This is a genomic window from Kribbella sp. NPDC004875, from assembly GCF_042873375.1.
Classification (GTDB): domain Bacteria; phylum Actinomycetota; class Actinomycetes; order Propionibacteriales; family Kribbellaceae; genus Kribbella.
In genome coordinates, this window is sequence record NZ_JBIALI010000001.1 from 2,158,399 (window position 1) to 2,177,171 (window position 18,773).

At 67.0% G+C, this 18,773-nt stretch carries 27 protein-coding genes and 1 pseudogene; all 28 read left to right on the forward strand.

The window, feature by feature from the left end:
- Positions 1-169 precede the first annotated feature (169 nt).
- Positions 170-1,444 carry a nuclear transport factor 2 family protein gene (locus tag ACFYRH_RS10500; protein WP_387771284.1) on the forward strand — a complete coding sequence of 425 codons (1,275 nt, stop codon included), beginning with the start codon at positions 170-172 and terminating at the stop codon, positions 1,442-1,444.
- A 706-nt stretch (positions 1,445-2,150) separates the two neighbouring features.
- Positions 2,151-2,525 carry a 30S ribosomal protein S12 gene (gene rpsL, locus ACFYRH_RS10505; RefSeq protein WP_141854829.1) on the forward strand — a complete coding sequence of 125 codons (375 nt, stop codon included), beginning with the start codon at positions 2,151-2,153 and terminating at the stop codon, positions 2,523-2,525.
- A complete protein-coding gene (rpsG, locus tag ACFYRH_RS10510) occupies positions 2,525-2,995 on the forward strand; it encodes a 30S ribosomal protein S7 (RefSeq protein ID WP_131286359.1) in 471 nt (156 codons plus the stop codon). The genes rpsL and rpsG overlap by 1 nt, the downstream gene beginning before the upstream one ends.
- A gap of 122 nt (positions 2,996-3,117) precedes the next feature.
- Positions 3,118-5,178, forward strand: a complete 2,061-nt coding sequence (fusA, locus tag ACFYRH_RS10515; protein ID WP_387771777.1) for an elongation factor G — start codon at positions 3,118-3,120, stop codon at positions 5,176-5,178.
- Between the two features lie 74 nt (positions 5,179-5,252).
- Positions 5,253-6,446 (forward strand): elongation factor Tu, encoded by a 1,194-nt coding sequence (tuf, locus tag ACFYRH_RS10520; protein WP_387771288.1) that lies wholly within the window; start codon positions 5,253-5,255, stop codon positions 6,444-6,446.
- 360 nt (positions 6,447-6,806) lie between these two features.
- Positions 6,807-7,115 (forward strand): 30S ribosomal protein S10, encoded by a 309-nt coding sequence (gene rpsJ, locus ACFYRH_RS10525; protein WP_012923688.1) that lies wholly within the window; start codon positions 6,807-6,809, stop codon positions 7,113-7,115.
- A 16-nt stretch (positions 7,116-7,131) separates the two neighbouring features.
- A complete protein-coding gene (gene rplC, locus ACFYRH_RS10530; RefSeq protein WP_387771291.1) occupies positions 7,132-7,791 on the forward strand; it encodes a 50S ribosomal protein L3 in 660 nt (219 codons plus the stop codon).
- Positions 7,788-8,480 carry a 50S ribosomal protein L4 gene (rplD, locus tag ACFYRH_RS10535; RefSeq protein ID WP_387771294.1) on the forward strand — a complete coding sequence of 231 codons (693 nt, stop codon included), beginning with the start codon at positions 7,788-7,790 and terminating at the stop codon, positions 8,478-8,480. The genes rplC and rplD overlap by 4 nt, the downstream gene beginning before the upstream one ends.
- Positions 8,477-8,782, forward strand: a complete 306-nt coding sequence (gene rplW / locus ACFYRH_RS10540) for a 50S ribosomal protein L23 (protein WP_387771297.1) — start codon at positions 8,477-8,479, stop codon at positions 8,780-8,782. The genes rplD and rplW overlap by 4 nt, the downstream gene beginning before the upstream one ends.
- Positions 8,782-9,615 (forward strand): 50S ribosomal protein L2, encoded by an 834-nt coding sequence (rplB, locus tag ACFYRH_RS10545; protein ID WP_355482555.1) that lies wholly within the window; start codon positions 8,782-8,784, stop codon positions 9,613-9,615. The genes rplW and rplB overlap by 1 nt, the downstream gene beginning before the upstream one ends.
- A 15-nt stretch (positions 9,616-9,630) precedes the next feature.
- Complete coding sequence (gene rpsS, locus ACFYRH_RS10550; RefSeq protein WP_130441496.1) at positions 9,631-9,912, forward strand: 30S ribosomal protein S19; 282 nt, start codon at positions 9,631-9,633, stop codon at positions 9,910-9,912.
- A 52-nt stretch (positions 9,913-9,964) separates the two neighbouring features.
- Positions 9,965-10,426, forward strand: a pseudogene (gene rplV / locus ACFYRH_RS10555) (50S ribosomal protein L22); the annotation flags it as partial.
- A gap of 136 nt (positions 10,427-10,562) precedes the next feature.
- Entirely contained in the window at positions 10,563-11,423 is an 861-nt protein-coding gene (rpsC, locus tag ACFYRH_RS10560) for a 30S ribosomal protein S3 (RefSeq protein WP_387771301.1), read from the forward strand.
- Positions 11,424-11,426: 3 nt separating this feature from the next.
- Positions 11,427-11,846 (forward strand): 50S ribosomal protein L16, encoded by a 420-nt coding sequence (gene rplP, locus ACFYRH_RS10565; RefSeq protein WP_387771304.1) that lies wholly within the window; start codon positions 11,427-11,429, stop codon positions 11,844-11,846.
- Complete coding sequence (gene rpmC / locus ACFYRH_RS10570; protein WP_387771307.1) at positions 11,846-12,124, forward strand: 50S ribosomal protein L29; 279 nt, start codon at positions 11,846-11,848, stop codon at positions 12,122-12,124. Before rplP ends, rpmC begins: the two co-directional genes overlap by 1 nt.
- Complete coding sequence (gene rpsQ, locus ACFYRH_RS10575) at positions 12,121-12,417, forward strand: 30S ribosomal protein S17 (RefSeq protein ID WP_141854802.1); 297 nt, start codon at positions 12,121-12,123, stop codon at positions 12,415-12,417. Before rpmC ends, rpsQ begins: the two co-directional genes overlap by 4 nt.
- A 97-nt stretch (positions 12,418-12,514) precedes the next feature.
- A complete protein-coding gene (rplN, locus tag ACFYRH_RS10580; protein ID WP_012923677.1) occupies positions 12,515-12,883 on the forward strand; it encodes a 50S ribosomal protein L14 in 369 nt (122 codons plus the stop codon).
- Position 12,884: 1 nt separating this feature from the next.
- On the forward strand, positions 12,885-13,274 hold the full coding sequence (gene rplX / locus ACFYRH_RS10585; RefSeq protein WP_387771311.1) for a 50S ribosomal protein L24: 390 nt from the start codon (positions 12,885-12,887) through the stop codon (positions 13,272-13,274).
- Entirely contained in the window at positions 13,274-13,846 is a 573-nt protein-coding gene (gene rplE / locus ACFYRH_RS10590) for a 50S ribosomal protein L5 (protein WP_387771314.1), read from the forward strand. The genes rplX and rplE overlap by 1 nt, the downstream gene beginning before the upstream one ends.
- 1 nt (position 13,847) lies before the next feature.
- Complete coding sequence (locus tag ACFYRH_RS10595) at positions 13,848-14,033, forward strand: type Z 30S ribosomal protein S14 (RefSeq protein ID WP_012923674.1); 186 nt, start codon at positions 13,848-13,850, stop codon at positions 14,031-14,033.
- A gap of 94 nt (positions 14,034-14,127) precedes the next feature.
- Entirely contained in the window at positions 14,128-14,535 is a 408-nt protein-coding gene (gene rpsH, locus ACFYRH_RS10600; protein ID WP_167205885.1) for a 30S ribosomal protein S8, read from the forward strand.
- 27 nt (positions 14,536-14,562) lie between these two features.
- Positions 14,563-15,105: a 50S ribosomal protein L6 gene (gene rplF, locus ACFYRH_RS10605; protein WP_387771318.1), complete on the forward strand. Its 543-nt coding sequence runs from the start codon at positions 14,563-14,565 to the stop codon at positions 15,103-15,105.
- Positions 15,106-15,107: 2 nt separating this feature from the next.
- The gene (gene rplR / locus ACFYRH_RS10610) at positions 15,108-15,491 is read left to right on the forward strand and encodes a 50S ribosomal protein L18 (protein ID WP_387771321.1); all 384 of its coding nucleotides are present in this window, start codon (positions 15,108-15,110) and stop codon (positions 15,489-15,491) included.
- Between the two features lie 28 nt (positions 15,492-15,519).
- On the forward strand, positions 15,520-16,119 hold the full coding sequence (rpsE, locus tag ACFYRH_RS10615) for a 30S ribosomal protein S5 (RefSeq protein ID WP_141854793.1): 600 nt from the start codon (positions 15,520-15,522) through the stop codon (positions 16,117-16,119).
- Positions 16,119-16,301, forward strand: coding sequence for a 50S ribosomal protein L30 (gene rpmD / locus ACFYRH_RS10620; RefSeq protein WP_387771324.1), 183 nt, complete (start codon positions 16,119-16,121; stop codon positions 16,299-16,301). Before rpsE ends, rpmD begins: the two co-directional genes overlap by 1 nt.
- 1 nt (position 16,302) lies before the next feature.
- On the forward strand, positions 16,303-16,743 hold the full coding sequence (rplO, locus tag ACFYRH_RS10625; RefSeq protein WP_344191671.1) for a 50S ribosomal protein L15: 441 nt from the start codon (positions 16,303-16,305) through the stop codon (positions 16,741-16,743).
- Between the two features lie 135 nt (positions 16,744-16,878).
- The gene (gene secY / locus ACFYRH_RS10630) at positions 16,879-18,180 is read left to right on the forward strand and encodes a preprotein translocase subunit SecY (protein ID WP_387771327.1); all 1,302 of its coding nucleotides are present in this window, start codon (positions 16,879-16,881) and stop codon (positions 18,178-18,180) included.
- Complete coding sequence (locus tag ACFYRH_RS10635) at positions 18,180-18,752, forward strand: adenylate kinase (protein ID WP_387771330.1); 573 nt, start codon at positions 18,180-18,182, stop codon at positions 18,750-18,752. Before secY ends, ACFYRH_RS10635 begins: the two co-directional genes overlap by 1 nt.
- The last annotated feature ends 21 nt before the right edge of the window (positions 18,753-18,773 follow it).

Consider the following 18,773-nt stretch of genomic DNA (forward strand, 5'->3'; position numbering starts at 1 on the left):
CCGCCCTCGCGGCGTTTACGGGCCAGTACGACGGCCGGTACGACGGGTGCTGGTAAAGACACTCGGGGTGGCGGCTGAAAGTGTGCCCGTCATAGGCCAAGATCGGGGCATGACGGATCTGCCGGCCTACCTGCGGCCTTTCGTCTTGGGGGTTCTGGAAGGTTCTGGTGTGCGGGTCGATCGCTTGGGGGAGATCGACCTGTACCGCCCGCCCGGTACCGCCCGAGGCGGCGCAATTCTCTTCGTGCACGGGGGACCCGGACCAGCCGGCCTCGAGGTGATGCCTCGGGACTGGCCGGTCTACAAGGGCTACGCGACCGCTGCCGCCAGGCGAGGCCTGGTGGCCGCAGTCGTCGACCACAGCCTGATCCACGGTCTGGACCGCCTGGTCGAGGCCGCGGACGAGGTGGAGGCCGCGGTCGCCGTACTGCGTTCGGATCCACGGGTCGACCCCGATCGGGTCGGGCTGTGGTTCTTCTCGGGCGCCGGCCTGCTGGCCGGGGAGTGGCTGGACAGCCGCCCCGACTGGCTGCGCTTCGTAGCCCTGAGCTACCCGTTGCTCGCCACCCCGCCTGGTGTCGACGATCTGGTAACTGCTGCCGAGGTGATCGGCAAGAACAAGGACCTGCCGGTGCTGCTGACAAGAGCTGGACTCGAGCGTGAGGAGCTCGCCGGTCCGGTCGCGGAGTTCGTTTCCGCGGGTGGCGCCGCGCTGGACATCATCGACGTACCGAAAGGGCACCACGGGTTCGACATGCTCGACCACACCGAAGAATCACGCGCCGCCGTGACCAAGGCTCTCGACTGGGCGATCGCCCACCTCGGCGAGGAGCCTGGCAACGACGGCAAGCTCCTCGTCCCACCCCCGGCCAAGAAGAAGACCACCGCGACCCGGCGGACGGCGACGACCGCCAGGACCAGGGAGACCCGGGAGACCGCGGCGGTCAGACAACCACCGGCGATCAAGCAGCCCGCTGAACCCGCCGTCCAGCCGGCGCCGAAGGCCACTCCCGCCGCAACTCCCGCCGTTACTTCGACTGCCGCTGCGTTGCCCGTCGCGGCACCCGTCCAGCCGCCGCTGGCCGACCTCGGGATGGCGACCGTCGCGGCCGTCACCGCGGACACCCCGGCCGCCCGGGTGGTCGCCCGCGAGCACGCCGCGTACGCCGCGCACGACCTCGAGGCGTTCCTCGCCACGTACTCGCCGACCGCCCGGATCCTGCGCGCGGACGGCTCCGAACTGAAGGGCCGGCGCTTCCTGCGCGAGTTCTACCGGCCGCGGTTCGAGGCCGGCCAATGCAAGACCGAGCTGGTGCAGAAGCTGATGCTGGGGGAGTGGGTGGTCGAGCACGTGATCACGTACGACGACGGCGACGCGGTCCCGCAGCTCGCCCTGTACCGCGTCGTCGACGGCCTGATCACCGACGTCGAGTTCCGCGTCTGACCGGACCGGCCACCGGGCCTCGAACGGACGGTCGCGCCGGTTCGCGACCGTCCCGCGGCCCGGCCGCCGGGCATGAGACGACGATCCACCTCGTGGACGGTCCGCGAACCGCGGCCGGCGGGGGTCGACTGGTCCGGGCGTGATACCTCCGGCGAGCGCCGCCGGAGGGGTGGTTCGACGACATGTCGCGCTCTTCGAGACAGGGCCGGGCGGGTACGCCGGCGGGTCGTCGTACGGGCGACTGTCACGGGTCAGGAGCGGCCTGGATCCCTGTGTCACAAGGGGATCCAGCGGTCGGGAACGGTAGCTCGCCAACACTGCTGTCCGGGCTGAACAGGGTGGGTGGAAGCGCTTGCCGAGGGTGGTCGTGAGGACGTCGGAAGGGGCGTGGGGAGAGGTCGGTTCGCGGACCCGGAAGGCCACCTCTACGGCCCTGTACACTGGAAGAGCAGAAGGTCCTCCAGCGCGGCCAGTTAGTCATTTTGACCGTACTTGAGGCACCCGCTAGTCTTAACGATCGTGCCCGGGGTCTTTCCTGGGCCGTCATGCGTGCCCCGAGTCCTTCGGGTCGGGCCGCGTGGCACGGGACTCCTGCCGACAGTCTGGAAGATTACGGCTTCGGTCTGCTCGTGCGCACGCGACACACCCGACCGCGGGGGTCAGGTAAAAGCAACAAACCCAGCCGGACGACAGAAAGAGCTACGCGGTGCCCACCATTCAGCAGCTGGTCCGCAAGGGCCGCCAGGACAAGGTGTCCAAGAACAAGACGCCGGCCCTGAAGGGTTCCCCTCAGCGTCGTGGTGTGTGCACGCGCGTCTACACGACCACGCCGAAGAAGCCGAACTCGGCGCTTCGCAAGGTTGCGCGTGTCCGCCTGACCAGCGGCATCGAGGTCACCGCCTACATCCCCGGCGTCGGCCACAACCTGCAGGAGCACTCGATCGTGCTCGTTCGTGGCGGTCGTGTGAAGGACCTCCCGGGTGTCCGGTACAAGATCATCCGCGGTTCGCTCGACACCCAGGGTGTGAAGAACCGGAAGCAGGCTCGCAGCCTCTACGGCGCGAAGAAGGAGAAGAGCTAATGCCGCGCAAGGGCCCCGCCCCGAAGCGTCCGGTCATCATCGACCCGGTCTACAGTTCGCCGCTCGTCACCCAGTTGATCTCCAAGATCCTGGTCGACGGCAAGAAGCAGATCGCGCAGAGCATCGTCTACAGCGCGCTCGAGGGCACCCGCACCAAGACCGGCACCGACCCGGTGATCACGCTGAAGCGTGCGCTGGACAACGTGAAGCCGAGCATCGAGGTGAAGAGCCGTCGCGTCGGTGGTGCCACCTACCAGGTGCCGATCGAGGTCAAGCCCGGTCGTTCCACCACGCTGGCGCTGCGCTGGCTGACGACGTACTCCCGCGCCCGTCGCGAGAAGACCATGTCCGAGCGGCTGATGAACGAGATCCTGGACGCCTCCAACGGTCTCGGTGCGTCGGTCAAGCGCCGCGAGGACACGCACAAGATGGCCGAAGCCAACAAGGCTTTCGCCCACTACCGCTGGTGATCCGGGGTCCGATCCGGACCCCCGCGATCCCCCCTTTGACGCAGTACAGAATCGAGAGGTAGACCACCGAGGTGGCCGTACAAATCACCACCGACCTGGCCAAGGTCCGCAACATCGGGATCATGGCCCACATCGACGCCGGCAAGACGACGACGACCGAGCGGATCCTCTTCTACACCGGTATCACCTACAAGATCGGTGAGGTCCACGAGGGCGCAGCCACGATGGACTGGATGGAGCAGGAGCAGGAGCGCGGCATCACGATCACGTCGGCCGCGACGACCTGCACCTGGAAAGACCACACCATCAACATCATCGACACCCCGGGACACGTCGACTTCACCGTCGAGGTGGAGCGCTCGCTGCGCGTGCTCGACGGCGCGGTCGCGGTGTTCGACGGTGTCGCCGGTGTGGAGCCGCAGTCCGAGACCGTGTGGCGCCAGGCGGACCGGTACGGCGTCCCGCGGATCTGCTTCGTCAACAAGCTGGACCGGACCGGCGCGGAGTTCATGCGCTGCGTCGACATGATCAAGGACCGCCTCGCCGCGGTGCCGCTGGTCATGCAGCTGCCGATCGGGGCCGAGGCCGACTTCATCGGCGTCGTCGACCTGATCGGGATGCGCGCGCTGACCTGGCGCGGCGAGACCAAGATCGGTGAGGACTACACGGTCGAGGAGATCCCGGCCAGCCACACCGAGCTCGCGGCCGAGTGGCGCGACAAGCTGATCGAGACGCTGGCCGAGGCCGACGACGAGATCATGGAGCAGTACCTCGAGGGCGAGGAGCCGACCCAGGAGCAGCTCGTGGCGGGTATCCGCCGGGCGACCCTGGCCAGCAAGCTCACCCCGGTGCTGACCGGCACGGCGTTCAAGAACAAGGGTGTCCAGCCGCTGCTGGACGCGGTCAACGCGTACCTGCCGAGCCCGATCGACGTCCCGGCCATCGAGGGCCACGACGTCAAGGACCCGGAGCAGGTCGTGCTGCGCAAGCCGGACGACAGCGAGCCGTTCTCGGCGCTGGCGTTCAAGATCGCGGCCGACCCGCACCTGGGCAAGCTGACCTTCATCCGGGTGTACTCGGGCAAGCTCGAGACCGGCACCCAGGTCCTGAACCCCACCAAGGGGCGCAAGGAGCGGATCGGCAAGATCTACCGGATGCACGCGAACAAGCGTGAGGAGATCGCGTCGATCGGCGCCGGCCACATCGTCGCCGTGATGGGTCTGAAGGACACCACCACCGGTGAGACGCTGGCGGACCCGTCGAACCCCGTCGTCCTGGAGTCGATGCAGTTCCCGGCCCCGGTCATCTCGGTCGCCATCGAGCCCAAGTCGAAGGCCGACCAGGAGAAGCTGGGCGTCGCGATCCAGCGGCTCGCCGAGGAGGACCCGACCTTCCAGGTCCGGACCGACGAGGACACCGGCCAGACCATCATCGCCGGTATGGGTGAGCTGCACCTCGAGGTGCTGGTCGACCGGATGAAGCGCGAGTTCCGCGTCGAGGCCAACGTCGGCAAGCCGCAGGTCGCCTACCGCGAGACCATCAAGAAGAAGGTCGAGAAGGTCGACTACACGCACAAGAAGCAGACCGGTGGTTCGGGTCAGTTCGCGCGCGTGATCATCGACATCGAGCCGACTTCGGTCGAGGCCGGTGGCGAGGGTGGCTACGAGTTCGTCAACGCCGTCACCGGTGGCCGCATCCCCCGGGAGTACATCCCGTCGGTGGACGAGGGCGCCCAGGAGGCGATGGAGTTCGGCGTGCTGGCCGGCTACCCGATGGTGGACGTCAAGGTGACGCTGCAGGACGGTGCGTACCACGACGTCGACTCCTCCGAGCTCGCGTTCAAGATCGCCGGTTCGATGGCCTTCAAGGACGCCGCCCGCCGGGCGACTCCGGTCATCCTGGAGCCGATGTTCGCGGTCGAGGTCACCACGCCCGAGGACTACATGGGTGAAGTGATCGGCGACCTCAACTCACGCCGTGGCCAGATCCAGTCGATGGACGAAGGCCCCGGTGGCAGCCGGGTCGTGAAGGCCCTGGTGCCGCTGTCGGAGATGTTCGGGTATGTCGGTGACCTGCGGTCGAAGACCCAGGGCCGCGCGTCCTACTCGATGCAGTTCGATTCCTACGCCGAGGTTCCGAAGAACGTGGCGGAAGAGATCATCAAGAAGGCCCGGGGCGAGTAACCTCTCGCTCCTGACCACCACACCCCAAGCGCGTCGGCGTACGGCGTAGTCAACATTTATCTAGGAGGGCCCCAGTGGCGAAGGCGAAGTTCGAGCGGACTAAGCCGCACGTCAACATCGGCACCATCGGTCACATCGACCACGGTAAGACCACGCTTACCGCGGCGATCACCAAGGTGCTGCACGACAAGTACCCGGACCTGAACGAGGCGTCGGCCTTCGATCAGATCGACAAGGCGCCGGAAGAGCGTCAGCGCGGTATCACCATCTCGATCGCGCACGTCGAGTACCAGACCGAGGCCCGGCACTACGCCCACGTCGACTGCCCGGGTCACGCGGACTACATCAAGAACATGATCACCGGTGCGGCCCAGATGGACGGTGCGATCCTGGTCGTCGCCGCCACCGACGGCCCGATGCCGCAGACGCGTGAGCACGTGCTGCTCGCCCGTCAGGTCGGCGTGCCGGCGATGGTCGTCGCCCTGAACAAGTGCGACATGGTCGACGACGAGGAGATCCTGGAGCTCGTCGAGCTCGAGGTCCGTGAGCTGCTCTCGGAGCAGGAGTTCGACGGCGACAACGCGCCGATCGTCCGCGTCGCCGCTCACCCGGCGCTGCAGGGCGACGCCAAGTGGGGCGAGTCGATCCTCGAGCTGATGAACGCCGTGGACTCCTACATCCCGCAGCCGGAGCGCGAGATCGACAAGCCGTTCCTGATGCCGGTGGAGGACGTCTTCACCATCACGGGTCGCGGTACGGTCATCACCGGCCGGATCGAGCGCGGTGTCATCAAGGTCAACGAGACCGTCGACATCGTCGGCATCCGTCCGGAGAAGCAGACCACCACGGTCACCGGTATCGAGATGTTCCGCAAGCTGCTCGACGAGGGTCAGGCCGGTGAGAACGTCGGTCTGCTGCTCCGTGGTACGAAGCGCGAGGACGTCGAGCGCGGCATGGTCGTCATCAAGCCGGGCACCACGACCCCGCACACGAACTTCGAGGCGTCGGTCTACATCCTGTCGAAGGAGGAGGGCGGCCGGCACACGCCGTTCTTCCAGAACTACCGCCCGCAGTTCTACTTCCGCACCACCGACGTCACCGGTGTCGTCACGCTGCCCGAGGGCACCGAGATGGTCATGCCGGGCGACAACACCGACATGTCGGTCGAGCTGATCCAGCCGATCGCCATGGAGGACGGTCTGAAGTTCGCGATCCGTGAAGGTGGCCGCACCGTCGGCGCCGGCCGGGTCACCAAGATCATCAAGTGATCTCATGAGGTCCGCGAGGGCTCGCGACTGAGCCCCCGCGGACCTCTGCTTTGCGCCCGATCCGGCGCTCAGATGGAGCCGGATCAGGCGTGAGGCCACCCGATTGGCGTTTCGGCGCCGATCTCTGGCACAATATTCAGGTTGCTCAGGCGAGGCCGCCGGGGTGCGCCCCAGATCTTCTTGATCTGGCTGGTGCGCCGGATCGGAGACCATGCCGAGGTTCCGGTCCGAGACCGGGGCCCCGATTCCCACCAGAGTCGAAGAAGCGGTGAGTCACGTGCGTTCCGCGCTCGCGACACACCCGACCGCGGGGGTCGGAGCAACAGCCCGAAAGACGATAGAGAAGGACGAAGCGAAGCGATGGCGGGACAGAAGATCCGCATCCGGCTGAAGGCCTACGACCACGAGGTCATCGACAGCTCGGCACGCAAGATTGTCGACACGGTGACGCGTACTGGTGCGAAGGTTGCTGGCCCGGTGCCGTTGCCGACGGAAAAGAACGTGTTCTGCGTCATCCGCTCGCCGCACAAGTACAAGGACAGCCGCGAGCACTTCGAGATGCGCACCCACAAGCGGCTCATCGACATCATCGACCCCACGCCGAAGACCGTCGACTCGCTGATGCGTCTCGACCTGCCGGCCGGCGTCGACATCGAGATCAAGCTCTGAGGGACGCGTACAACCAATGAGCACTTCTACCAAGAACACGCGCGGTCTGCTGGGCACCAAGCTCGGCATGACCCAGACCTGGGACGAGAACAACCGTGTCGTCCCCGTCACCGTGGTCCAGGCCGGGCCGTGTGTCGTCACCGGAGTCCGCACCGCGGACCGGGACGGCTACGACGGCGTCCAGATCGCCTTCGGCGACATCGACCCCCGCAAGGTGACCAAGCCCCTGCGCGGCCACTTCGACAAGGCCGGCGTGACGCCGCGGCGCCACCTGCTGGAGCTGCGCACCGCCGACGCCAGTGAGTACACCCTGGGCCAGGAGATCAAGGCCGAGGCCTTCGAGGCCGGCGAGCGGGTCGACGTTTCCGCCACCAGCAAGGGCAAGGGCTTCGCCGGTGTGATGAAGCGGCACGGCTTCCACGGTCTGCGCGCCACCCACGGTGTGCACAAGAAGCACCGTTCGCCGGGCTCCATCGGCGGTTGCGCCACCCCCGGCCGGGTCTTCAAGGGTCTGCGGATGGCAGGCCGGATGGGTCAGGAGCAGGTCACCACGCAGAACATCGCGGTGCACGCGGTGGACACCGAGCGCGGCCTGATCCTGCTGAAGGGTGCGGTTCCCGGTCCCAAGGGCGGCCTGGTGCTGATCCGCAACGCCGCGAAGGGAGCTGCGAAGTGAGCAGCGTCGATGTTGTCGTCGTGAAGGGTGACAAGGTCAGCAAGAAGGGCTCCGCCGAGCTTCCGGCCGAGCTGTTCGACGTCCAGGTCAACGTGCCGCTGATCCACCAGGTCGTGGTGGCCCAGCTGGCCGCGGCCCGCCAGGGTACGCACAAGGCGAAGACCCGGGGCGAGGTGTCCGGCGGTGGCGCCAAGCCGTACCGCCAGAAGGGCACCGGTCGCGCCCGTCAGGGCTCGACCCGTGCGCCGCAGTTCACCGGTGGTGGCGTCGTCCACGGCCCGGTGCCGCGGGACTACAGCCAGCGGACCCCGAAGAAGATGATCGCCGCCGCGCTCCGCGGCGCGCTGTCCGACCGGGCCCGCGACGGCCAGGTGTTCGTGGTCGAGAGCTTCGTGGACGGCGACAAGCCCTCCACCAAGTCGGCGCTGAAGGTGCTGAACGAGGTCACCGACCCGGGCAAGGCCCTGGTGGTCGTCGGCCGCGAGGACGAGCTCACCTGGCTGAGCCTGCGCAACGTGCAGCACGTGCACCTGATCGCCGCCGACCAGCTGAACGCGTACGACGTACTGGTCAGCGACGCGGTCGTGTTCACCACGGGAGCGCTCGAGGCCTTCGTCGCCGGCGCCCCCAAGGGCAAGTCCGTCAAGGCCGTCGCCACGTCGACTGAGGCCGAGGAGGTAGAGGCATGAGCCACGGAGTCAACAAGGACCCCCGCGACGTGCTGCTCCGGCCGGTCGTGAGCGAGAAGAGCTACGGCCTGCTGGACGAGCAGAAGTACACGTTCGAGGTCGCGCCGGGAGCCAACAAGACCGAGATCAAGCTCGCGGTCGAGAAGGTCTTCAAGGTCAAGGTCAGCGACGTCAACACCATCAACCGCAAGGGCAAGCGCCGCCGCACTCGTGCCGGCTGGGGCAAGCGCCCGGACACCAAGCGGGCGATCGTGACCCTCAAGGGTGACGACCGCATCGACATCTTCGGAGGCCAGTCGTAATGGGAATCCGCAAGTACAAGCCGACGACGCCGGGCCGCCGTGGCTCGAGCGTGGCCGACTTCGTCGAGCTCACCCGTTCGACCCCCGAGAAGTCGCTGCTGCGTCCGCTGCCCAAGAAGGGCGGCCGGAACAACTCCGGCAAGATCACCACCCGGCACCACGGTGGCGGTCACAAGCGGGCGTACCGGCTGATCGACTTCAAGCGGTACGACAAGGACGGCGTGCCGGCCAAGGTCGCGCACATCGAGTACGACCCGAACCGGACCGCCCGGATCGCGCTGCTGCACTACGTGGACGGCGAGAAGCGCTACATCCTCGCCCCGTCCAACCTGCGCCAGGGCACGATCGTCGAGAACGGCCCGGCCGCGGACATCAAGATCGGCAACAACCTGCCGCTGCGCAACATCCCGGTCGGCTCCACGGTGCACGCCGTCGAGCTGCGTCCGGGCGGTGGCGCCAAGATGGGCCGCTCGGCGGGTGCCAGCATCCAGCTGGTCGCGAAGGAAGGCCGGATGGCCACCCTGCGGATGCCGTCCGGCGAGGTCCGGATGGTCGACGTGCGGTGCCGCGCCACCCTCGGTGAGGTCGGCAACGGCGAGCAGTCGAACATCAACTGGGGCAAGGCGGGCCGGATGCGCTGGAAGGGCAAGCGCCCGACCGTCCGCGGTGTCGCGATGAACCCGGTCGACCACCCGCACGGTGGTGGTGAGGGTAAGACCTCGGGTGGTCGCCACCCGGTGTCCCCGTGGGGCCAGCCGGAAGGCCGGACCCGCACCCGCAAGGAAAGCGACCGCATGATCGTCCGGCGTCGCAAGGCCGGCAAGAAGCGCTGATAGGGAGCCGGCCAAATGCCACGCAGCCTCAAGAAGGGCCCGTTCGTCGACCACCACCTGGCAAAGAAGGTGGAGGTGCAGAACGAGAAGGGCACCAAGAACGTCATCAAGACCTGGTCCCGCCGATCGATGATCGTGCCGGACATGATCGGCCACACGATTGCGGTGCACGACGGCCGCAAGCACGTGCCGGTGTTCGTGACGGACGCGATGGTCGGGCACAAGCTCGGCGAGTTCGCACCGACCCGGACGTTCAAGGGTCACGAGAAGGACGACCGGAAGTCACGGCGTCGCTGATCCTCAGGGACAGTGACGAAGCGAAAGCAACCTACGGAGAGATTCGAACATCATGAGCGTTCAAGAGCGTAGGGCGATCAGCGCCCGGCGCGAGAGCCTGCTGGGCGAGCAGCCCGGGGCCTTCGCGGTCGCGCGCTTCGTCCGCGTGACGCCGATGAAGGCGCGTCGCGTAGGCGATCTGGTGCGCGGCCTGGGCGTCGACGACGCACTCGCCACTCTGAAGTTCGCCCCGCAGGCCGCTGCCGCGACCGTGTACAAGGTCGTCGACAGCGCCGCGGCGAACGCCGAGGGCACCGAGCACCTGAGCCGGACCGACCTGGTCGTGTCCAAGGTTCTGGTCGACGAGGGACCGACGCTGAAGCGTCACCGCCCCCGCGCCCAGGGCCGGGCCACCCGGATCGACAAGCGGACCAGCCACATCACCGTCGTGGTCGAGCCGCGGGTCACCGAGGAGGAGGCTCCGAAGGCACCGGCCAAGAAGGCGGCGGCCAAGAAGTCCGCGGACACGGCGAAGAAGTCCCCGGCGAAGAAGGCGGCCAAGAAGGCTGCCGACAAGCCGGCCACGGACGAGGCCGCCGAGAAGCCGGCCAAGAAGGCGACCGCGAAGAAGGCCGCCAAGAAGGCCACCGCTGAGAAGAAGGAGTCCTGACGTGGGACAGAAGGTAAACCCGCACGGGTTCCGTCTCGGCATCAGCACCGACCACAAGAGCCGTTGGTACGCCGACAAGCTGTACAAGGACTACGTGGGCGAGGACGTCAAGATCCGCCGCCTGCTGAGCAAGGGCATGGAGCGCGCCGGCATCTCCCGCGTGGAGATCGAGCGCACCCGTGACCGGGTCCGGGTCGACATCCACACCGCCCGTCCGGGCATCGTGATCGGCCGCCGGGGCGCCGAGGCGGACCGCATCCGCGGGTCGCTGGAGGAGCTCACCGGCAAGCAGGTGCAGCTGAACATCCTCGAGGTGAAGAACTCCGAGGTCGACGCCCAGCTGGTCGCGCAGGGCGTGGCCGAGCAGCTGTCCGGCCGCGTGGCGTTCCGCCGCGCGATGCGCAAGGCGATGCAGACCACCATGCGTGGCGGCGCCCTGGGCATCCGGATCCAGTGCTCCGGCCGGCTCGGTGGCGCGGAGATGTCGCGGTCGGAGTTCTACCGCGAGGGCCGCGTCCCGCTGCACACGCTGCGGGCCGACATCGACTACGGCTTCTACGAGGCCCGGACGACCTTCGGCCGGATCGGCGTGAAGGTCTGGATCTACAAGGGCGACGTCGCCGGCACCCGCGCCGAGCGCGAGGCGCAGGCCGCGGCCCGCGCCGCGACCCAGCAGCGTGGCCGTCCGGCCCGCCGCGACGGTGGCGACCGCGGTGACCGTGGCGGACGCGGCGGTGACCGCGGCCGTCGGGACGACCGCCGGGACAACAACAGGCGCGACAACACCAACGCTGCTCCGGCAGCCGAGGCGAGCGCGCCGGCAGCCGACAAGGCGGCCGAGACGACCGGAACGGAGAGCTGACCGATGCTCATCCCCCGCAAGGTCAAGCACCGCAAGCAGCACCACCCGAAGCGCTCCGGCGCTGCCAAGGGTGGTACCTCGCTCGCCTTCGGTGAGTTCGGCATCCAGGCCGTGGAGAGCCACTACGTCACCAACCGGCAGATCGAGTCCGCTCGTATCGCGATGACCCGGCACATCAAGCGTGGCGGCAAGGTGTGGATCAACATCTACCCCGACCGCCCGCTGACCAAGAAGCCGGCCGAGACCCGGATGGGTTCCGGTAAGGGTTCGCCCGAGTGGTGGATCGCGAACGTGAAGGCCGGTCGCGTGATGTTCGAACTCTCCGGTGTGCCGGAGGACATCGCTCGCGAGGCGATGCGCCGCGCGATCCACAAGTTGCCGATGAAGTGCCGCTTCATCTCCCGAGAGGCAGGTGAGAACTGATGGCTACCCTGACCGCCGCCGAGCTGCGGAACCTGGGCCGGGACGAGCTGCTGAGCAAGCTCGGCGAAGCCAAGGAGGAGCTGTTCAACCTCCGGTTCCAGGCTGCCACGGGCCAGCTGGAGTCCCACGGCCGGCTGCGCGCCGTCCGTAAGGACATCGCCCGCATCTACACGGTGCTGTCGGAGCGTGCGCTCGGCATCACCGAGGAGGTCGACGCCCCGGTTGCCGAGGTCGAGACCGACGAGTCTGCGGACGACAGTGAGAAGGCCAACGCATGACCGAGAACGTGAAGGACGAGACCGTGAGCACGACCGCCGAGGCGCGAGGCCGCCGGAAGACCCGTGAGGGCCTGGTGCTGAGCGACAAGATGGACAAGACCGTCGTGGTCGAGGTCGAGGACCGGGTGAAGCACCACCTGTACGGCAAGGTCATCCGTCGTACCAGCAAGCTCAAGGCGCACGACGAGCAGAACGCCGCCGGGATCGGCGACCGCGTCCTCCTGATGGAGACCCGGCCGCTGTCGGCGACCAAGCGCTGGCGCGTCGTCGAGATCCTCGAGAAGGCCAAGTAGCTGTTCCCGGTCCGCACGGATCGGCAACCAATCGATTTTATTCGTTCCGCAAGGCTCACGTGAGTGAGAACCAGCGAGACAACCAGGAGATCAACAGATGATCCAGCAGGAGTCGCGACTGAAGGTCGCCGACAACACGGGCGCGAAGGAGATCCTTTGCATCCGCGTTCTCGGTGGCTCCGGTCGGCGCTACGCCGGTGTCGGTGACACGATCGTCGCCACCGTCAAGGACGCGATCCCCGGCGGTGGTGTCAAGAAGGGTGACGTCGTCAAGGCGGTCGTCGTGCGTACCGTGAAGGAGCGCCGGCGTCCGGACGGCTCCTACATCCGCTTCGACGAGAACGCCGCGGTGATCCTGAAGGCCGACGGCGAGCCGCGCGGTACCCGTATCTTCGGGCCGGTCGGCCGGGAGCTGCGTGAGAAGCGCTTCATGAAGATCATCTCGCTCGCGCCGGAGGTGCTCTGAGATGGCCCAGCAGAAGAAGCTGCACGTGAAGAAGGGCGATCAGGTCCGTGTGATCGCCGGTAAGTCCAAGGGCCTCGAGGGCAAGATCATCCAGGTCCTGCCGAACGACGAGAAGGTCGTCGTCGAGGGCGTCAACCGGGTGAAGAAGCACACCAAGGTGCAGCAGGCCCAGCGCGGCGGCACCACCGGTGGCATCGTCACCCAGGAAGCCCCGATCCACGTCTCGAACGTCGCCCTTCTGGTCGAGGTCGAGAAGGACGGCAAGAAGCAGAAGGTGACCACCCGCGTCGGCTACAACCGCGTCGAGGTGCAGAAGCGCCGGCCCGACGGTTCGACGTACACCGGTTACCGGAGCGTCCGGATCGCCCGGCGTACCGGCGAGGAGATCTGATGACCACCGCAGTAACGGACACGAAGGTCCAGCCGCGGCTGAAGACCAAGTACCGCGAAGAGATCGTCGGCAAGCTGCACGACGAGTTCAAGTACGCAAACGTCATGCAGGTGCCCGGTCTGACCAAGATCGTGGTGAACATGGGCGTCGGCGAGGCGGCCCGCGACTCCAAGCTGATCGAGGGCGCGGTGAAGGACCTGGCCGCGATCACCGGCCAGAAGCCGCAGGTCACCAAGGCCCGTAAGTCGATCGCGCAGTTCAAGCTGCGCGAGGGGATGCCGATCGGCGCCCACGTGACGCTGCGCGGCGACCGGATGTGGGAGTTCCTGGACCGGCTGCTGGCGCTCGCGCTGCCCCGGATCCGCGACTTCCGCGGTCTCTCCCCGAAGCAGTTCGACGGCACCGGGAACTACACCTTCGGTCTGACCGAGCAGGTGATGTTCCACGAGATCAACCAGGACCGGATCGATCGCGTCCGGGGCATGGACATCACCGTGGTGACCACCGCGACGAACGACGACGAGGGTCGGGCCCTGCTGCGGGCGCTCGGCTTCCCGTTCAAGGAGAACTGACGTGGCGAAGACAGCACTCAAGGTCAAGCAGGCCCGGAAGCCGAAGTTCGCGGTGCGTGGCTACACGCGCTGCCAGCGCTGCGGCCGGCCGAAGGCGGTCTTCCGCAAGTTCGGCCTCTGCCGGATCTGCCTGCGGGAGATGGCGCACCGGGGCGAGCTGCCCGGTGTGACCAAGTCCAGCTGGTGACCGTCTCCACCCCCGCACTTCTCCCCATTCACCACCATCTAGTCACCGTAGGTCGCCGAACGGCGAAACCACGGCGGGAAAGAGGCCCCAGGCCATGACGATGACCGACCCGATCGCAGACATGTTGACGCGTCTGCGGAACGCCAACCAGGCGTACCACGAGTCGACCGCGATGCCGTACAGCAAGATCAAGCAGGGCATCGCCGACATTCTCCAGCAGGAGGGCTACATCGCCTCCTACAAGGTGGAGGACCCCAAGGAGGGGGCCGTCGGCAAGACCCTGATCGTGGACCTCAAGTTCGGTCCGAGCCGGGAGCGCTCCATCGCGGGCGTGCGCCGGATCTCGAAGCCGGGCCTGCGGGTCTACGCGAAGTCGACCAACCTGCCCAAGGTCCTCGGTGGACTGGGCGTCGCGATCATCTCGACGTCCCAGGGACTGCTGACGGACAAGCAGGCCAAGAACAAGGGCGTCGGCGGGGAAGTCCTCGCCTACGTCTGGTGACGAAGAACCGGAAGGAGGACCACAGAAATGTCTCGCATCGGTAAGCTCCCGGTCACGGTCCCGTCCGGCGTCGACGTCACGATCGACGGCCAGACGGTCACCGTGAAGGGTCCGAAGGGTCAGCTCTCGCACGTCGTCGCTGAGCCCATCGCGGTCAGCCGGGACGAGGACGGCGCCATCGCCGTCACGCGTCCGGACGACCAGCGCAAGAGCAAGGAACTGCACGGCCTGTCCCGCACCCTGATCGCCAACCTGGTCACCGGGGTCACGGACGGCTACGAGAAGAAGCTCGAGATCGTCGGCGTCGGGTACCGCGTCATCTCCAAGGGCCCGGCCCAGCTGGAGTTCTCGCTCGGGTACAGCCACACGATCACGGTGGACGCGCCGGAAGGCATCACGTTCAACGTGGAGGCCCCGACCCGGTTCTCGGTGCTCGGCATCGACAAGCAGTCGGTCGGTGAGGTCGCCGCCAACATCCGCAAGCTGCGCAAGCCCGAGCCGTACAAGGGCAAGGGTGTGCGGTACGCGGGCGAGCAGGTGCGCCGCAAGGTCGGAAAGGCTGGTAAGTAACCATGGCGATCGGACTGCGTCCGCACAAGCACTCCGCCAAGAAGACGGCCTCCCGGCTGCGTCGGCAGATCCGGGTCCGGAAGAAGATCAACGGCACGGCCGACCGGCCGCGGCTGGTGGTCACCAAGTCGTCGCGGCACCTGTTCGCTCAGGTCATCGACGACGTGGCCGGCAAGACGCTGGTCTCCGCCTCCACCATGGAGGCCGACCTGCGCGGCGCGGAGGCGAACAAGACCGACAAGGCCAAGACCGTCGGCGGCCTGATCGCCGACCGTGCCAAGGCCGCCGGCATCGACTCGGTCGTGTTCGACCGGGCCGGGAACAAGTACCACGGCCGTATCGCGGCCCTGGCCGACGCCGCCCGCGAGGGCGGGCTCGGCTTCTGATGGCGACAAGGGAAGAAGGTAGTTCGAAATGAGCGGAGGCCAGCAGCGTCGCGGAGGCGGCGCCGGTGGTGAGCGCCGTGGCCGCGACGGTGGTCGCGGTCAGCAGGCGGACAAGACCGCCTACATCGAGCGTGTGGTAGCCATCAACCGTGTCGCCAAGGTCGTGAAGGGTGGTCGTCGCTTCAGCTTCACCGCCCTCGTGGTCGTCGGCGACGGCGAAGGCACCGTCGGTGTGGGTTACGGCAAGGCCAAGGAGGTGCCCGCGGCGATCGCCAAGGGCGTCGAGGAGGCCAAGAAGGCATTCTTCAAGGTGCCGCGCATTCAGGGCACCATTCCGCACCCGGTCCAGGGCGAGAAGGCCGCAGGCGTTGTCATGCTGCGTCCGGCCGCTCCCGGTACCGGTGTGATCGCAGGTGGCTCGGCGCGCGCCGTACTGGAGTGCGCCGGGATTCACGACATCCTCAGCAAGTCGCTGGGCTCGTCCAACTCCATCAACGTGGTGCACGCCACCGTTGAGGCGCTGCGCAGCCTGGAGACCCCGGAAGCCGTGGCCGCGCGCCGTGGCCTGCCGGTCGAGGACGTCGCTCCGGCGGCGCTGTTGAAGGCCCGGGCGGAGGTGGCGTCCTGATGGCGCGCCTCAAGGTGACCCAGGTCAAGTCCGGTATCGGTGGCAAGCAGAACCAGCGCGACACCCTGCGCACCCTCGGCGTCAAGCGGATCGGCGACAGCGCCGTCCACGAGGACAAGCCCGAGGTTCGCGGCATGGTGCGTGCGGTCCGCCACCTCATCAGCGTTGAAGAGGTTGACTGACATGGCGCTCAAGGTTCATCACCTGCGTCCGGCGCCCGGTGCCAAGACCGCCAAGACCCGCGTGGGTCGTGGTGAGGGCAGCAAGGGCAAGACCGCCGGCCGCGGTACCAAGGGCAGCAAGGCGCGGAACAACATCCCCGAGTGGTTCGAGGGTGGCCAGATGCCGCTGCACATGCGGCTGCCGAAGCTGAAGGGCTTCAAGAGCAGGAACCGAGTGGAGTTCCAGGTCGTTAACCTGGACAAGCTCGGACAACTGTTCCCCGAAGGTGGCGAGGTCGGCGTGGCCGACCTGGTCGCCAAGGGCGCGGTCCGTCGTGGTCAGCCGGTGAAGGTGCTGGGTGACGGCGAACTGACCGTCGCGCTGCAGGTCTCGGCGCACAAGTTCTCCAAGTCCGCCACGGACAAGATCCAGGCGGCCGGGGGAACCACGACCGAGGTGTGACACGAGGTCCAGGGCTCGTAACGATCGGTGCTTGATATCCTGCGCCGGTCGGACGGGCCCTGGTTCGTCTCTTGCCCAGCGGCTTAGCTAGGCCCCTGCCGTGCCCGCGGCAAGGGAAACTTGTGGGAGGACAGGGTGTTAGGCGCCTTCGCCAACGCGTTCAAGACTCCGGACCTGCGCCGGAAGATCTTGTTCGTGCTCTTCATCGTCGTGATCTTCCGGATCGGCTCGGTCGTCCCGGCGCCGGGTGTGAACGTTCAGTCGCTGCACACCTGTATCAAGATCTCCCAGGGTGGCCAGAACGCCAACCTGTACAACCTGATCAACCTGTTCTCCGGTGGGGCACTGCTGCAGCTCGCGATCTTCGCGCTCGGCATCATGCCCTACATCACCGCCAGCATCATTCTGCAGCTGCTCACCGTGGTGATCCCGCGGCTGGAGTCGCTGAAGAAGGAGGGCCAGGCGGGGCAGGCGAAGATCACGCAGTACACCCGGTTCCTGACCGTCGGGCTGGCGATCCTGCAGTCCACCGCGTTCGTGGCGCTGGCCCGGACGCCGGGCCGGCTGTTCCAGGGCTGCAGCGAGCCGCTGCTGTACAAGGACGACTGGTTCACGATCACCGTCATGGTGCTGACCATGACCGCCGGTACCGGCGTGATCATGTGGCTCGGTGAGCTGATCACCGACCGTGGTGTCGGTAACGGTATGTCGATCCTGATCTTCACCCAGATCGTCGCGACCTTCCCGACCCAGCTGTGGAGCATCCGCAAGCAGAAGGGCGTCACCACCTTCGTCGTGGTGATCGCGATCGGTCTGGTCATCATGGCCGCGGTCATCTTCATCGAACAGGCGCAGCGCCGGATCCCGGTGCAGTACGCGAAGCGGATGGTCGGCCGGAAGATGTTCGGCGGTACGTCGACGTACATCCCGCTGAAGGTCAACCAGGCCGGTGTGATCCCGGTGATCTTCGCGTCCAGCCTGCTGTATCTCCCCGTCCTGGTCAGTCAGTTCCAGCAGGGCAAGAGCTGGTCCAACTGGATCCAGGGCAACTTGGTCAAGGGCGACCACCCGATCTACATGGTGACGTACGTCGCCCTGATCATCTTCTTCACGTACTTCTACGTCTCGATCACCTTCAACCCGAAGGAAGTCGCGGACAACATGAAGAAGTACGGCGGCTTCATCCCGGGCATCCGGGCGGGGCGGCCGACCGAGGAATACCTGAAGTACGTGTTGGACCGCATCACGCTGCCGGGCGCGATCTACCTCGCGGCGATCTCGATGATCCCGCTGGTCGCTCTCGTGCTGCTGAACGCGAACCAGAACTTCCCCTTCGGTGGTACGTCGATCCTGATCATGGTCGGCGTCGGACTGGACACGGTGAAGCAGATCGAGTCGCAGCTGCAGCAGCGTAACTACGAAGGGTTCTTGCGCTGATGAGACTGTTGCTGATGGGTCCGCCCGGGGCGGGCAAGGGGACGCAGGCAAAGGTGCTTGCGGAACGCCTGAAGATCCCGGCCGTGTCCACCGGCGACATCTTCCGTGCGAACGTGAAGGACGAGACACCGCTGGGCGTCGAGGCCAAGCGGTACATGGACGCCGGCGACTACGTCCCGGACGAGGTCACCAACGCGATGGTGCGTGACCGGCTGTCCGAGGCCGACGCCGGCGAGGGCTTCCTGCTCGACGGCTACCCGCGGACGCTGGCCCAGGTCGGCACGCTGGACGACATCCTCGCCGAGCACGGCCACAAGCTGGACGCCGTCGTCGCACTGGTCGCGGACATCGATGTGCTGGTCGAGCGGATGACCAAGCGGGCGCACATCGAGGGCCGCTCGGACGACTCCGAAGAGGTCGTCCGGCACCGGCAGGACGTGTACGCCGCCGAGACCAAGCCGCTGCTGCAGGTGTACGCCGACCGCGGCCTGCTGGTCGAGGTGGACGGCGTCGGCGAGATCGACGAGGTCAGCGAGCGCGTGCTCAGCGCCCTCAAGTCCGTCACGGAGTAAAGACAGCAAGTGATGTACGCC

What these genes read in the sequence shown, in the direction of transcription:
- rpmD (WP_387771324.1), top strand. Translation starts at nt 16,119, where the DNA reads ATGGCGCGCCTCAAGGTGACCCAGGTCAAGTCCGGTATCGGTGGCAAG.
- rpsS (WP_130441496.1), top strand. Translation starts at nt 9,631, where the DNA reads ATGCCACGCAGCCTCAAGAAGGGCCCGTTCGTCGACCACCACCTGGCA.
- rplE (WP_387771314.1), top strand. Translation starts at nt 13,274, where the DNA reads ATGACCACCGCAGTAACGGACACGAAGGTCCAGCCGCGGCTGAAGACC.
- rpsE (WP_141854793.1), top strand. Translation starts at nt 15,520, where the DNA reads ATGAGCGGAGGCCAGCAGCGTCGCGGAGGCGGCGCCGGTGGTGAGCGC.
- rplX (WP_387771311.1), top strand. Translation starts at nt 12,885, where the DNA reads ATGGCCCAGCAGAAGAAGCTGCACGTGAAGAAGGGCGATCAGGTCCGT.
- rplN (WP_012923677.1), top strand. Translation starts at nt 12,515, where the DNA reads ATGATCCAGCAGGAGTCGCGACTGAAGGTCGCCGACAACACGGGCGCG.
- rpmC (WP_387771307.1), top strand. Translation starts at nt 11,846, where the DNA reads ATGGCTACCCTGACCGCCGCCGAGCTGCGGAACCTGGGCCGGGACGAG.
- ACFYRH_RS10635 (WP_387771330.1), top strand. Translation starts at nt 18,180, where the DNA reads ATGAGACTGTTGCTGATGGGTCCGCCCGGGGCGGGCAAGGGGACGCAG.
- rplB (WP_355482555.1), top strand. Translation starts at nt 8,782, where the DNA reads ATGGGAATCCGCAAGTACAAGCCGACGACGCCGGGCCGCCGTGGCTCG.
- rplP (WP_387771304.1), top strand. Translation starts at nt 11,427, where the DNA reads ATGCTCATCCCCCGCAAGGTCAAGCACCGCAAGCAGCACCACCCGAAG.
- rpsG (WP_131286359.1), top strand. Translation starts at nt 2,525, where the DNA reads ATGCCGCGCAAGGGCCCCGCCCCGAAGCGTCCGGTCATCATCGACCCG.
- rplW (WP_387771297.1), top strand. Translation starts at nt 8,477, where the DNA reads ATGAGCCACGGAGTCAACAAGGACCCCCGCGACGTGCTGCTCCGGCCG.
- rpsJ (WP_012923688.1), top strand. Translation starts at nt 6,807, where the DNA reads ATGGCGGGACAGAAGATCCGCATCCGGCTGAAGGCCTACGACCACGAG.
- rpsH (WP_167205885.1), top strand. Translation starts at nt 14,128, where the DNA reads ATGACGATGACCGACCCGATCGCAGACATGTTGACGCGTCTGCGGAAC.
- rplC (WP_387771291.1), top strand. Translation starts at nt 7,132, where the DNA reads ATGAGCACTTCTACCAAGAACACGCGCGGTCTGCTGGGCACCAAGCTC.
- rplF (WP_387771318.1), top strand. Translation starts at nt 14,563, where the DNA reads ATGTCTCGCATCGGTAAGCTCCCGGTCACGGTCCCGTCCGGCGTCGAC.
- fusA (WP_387771777.1), top strand. Translation starts at nt 3,118, where the DNA reads ATGGCCCACATCGACGCCGGCAAGACGACGACGACCGAGCGGATCCTC.
- rplR (WP_387771321.1), top strand. Translation starts at nt 15,108, where the DNA reads ATGGCGATCGGACTGCGTCCGCACAAGCACTCCGCCAAGAAGACGGCC.
- rpsQ (WP_141854802.1), top strand. Translation starts at nt 12,121, where the DNA reads ATGACCGAGAACGTGAAGGACGAGACCGTGAGCACGACCGCCGAGGCG.
- rplO (WP_344191671.1), top strand. Translation starts at nt 16,303, where the DNA reads ATGGCGCTCAAGGTTCATCACCTGCGTCCGGCGCCCGGTGCCAAGACC.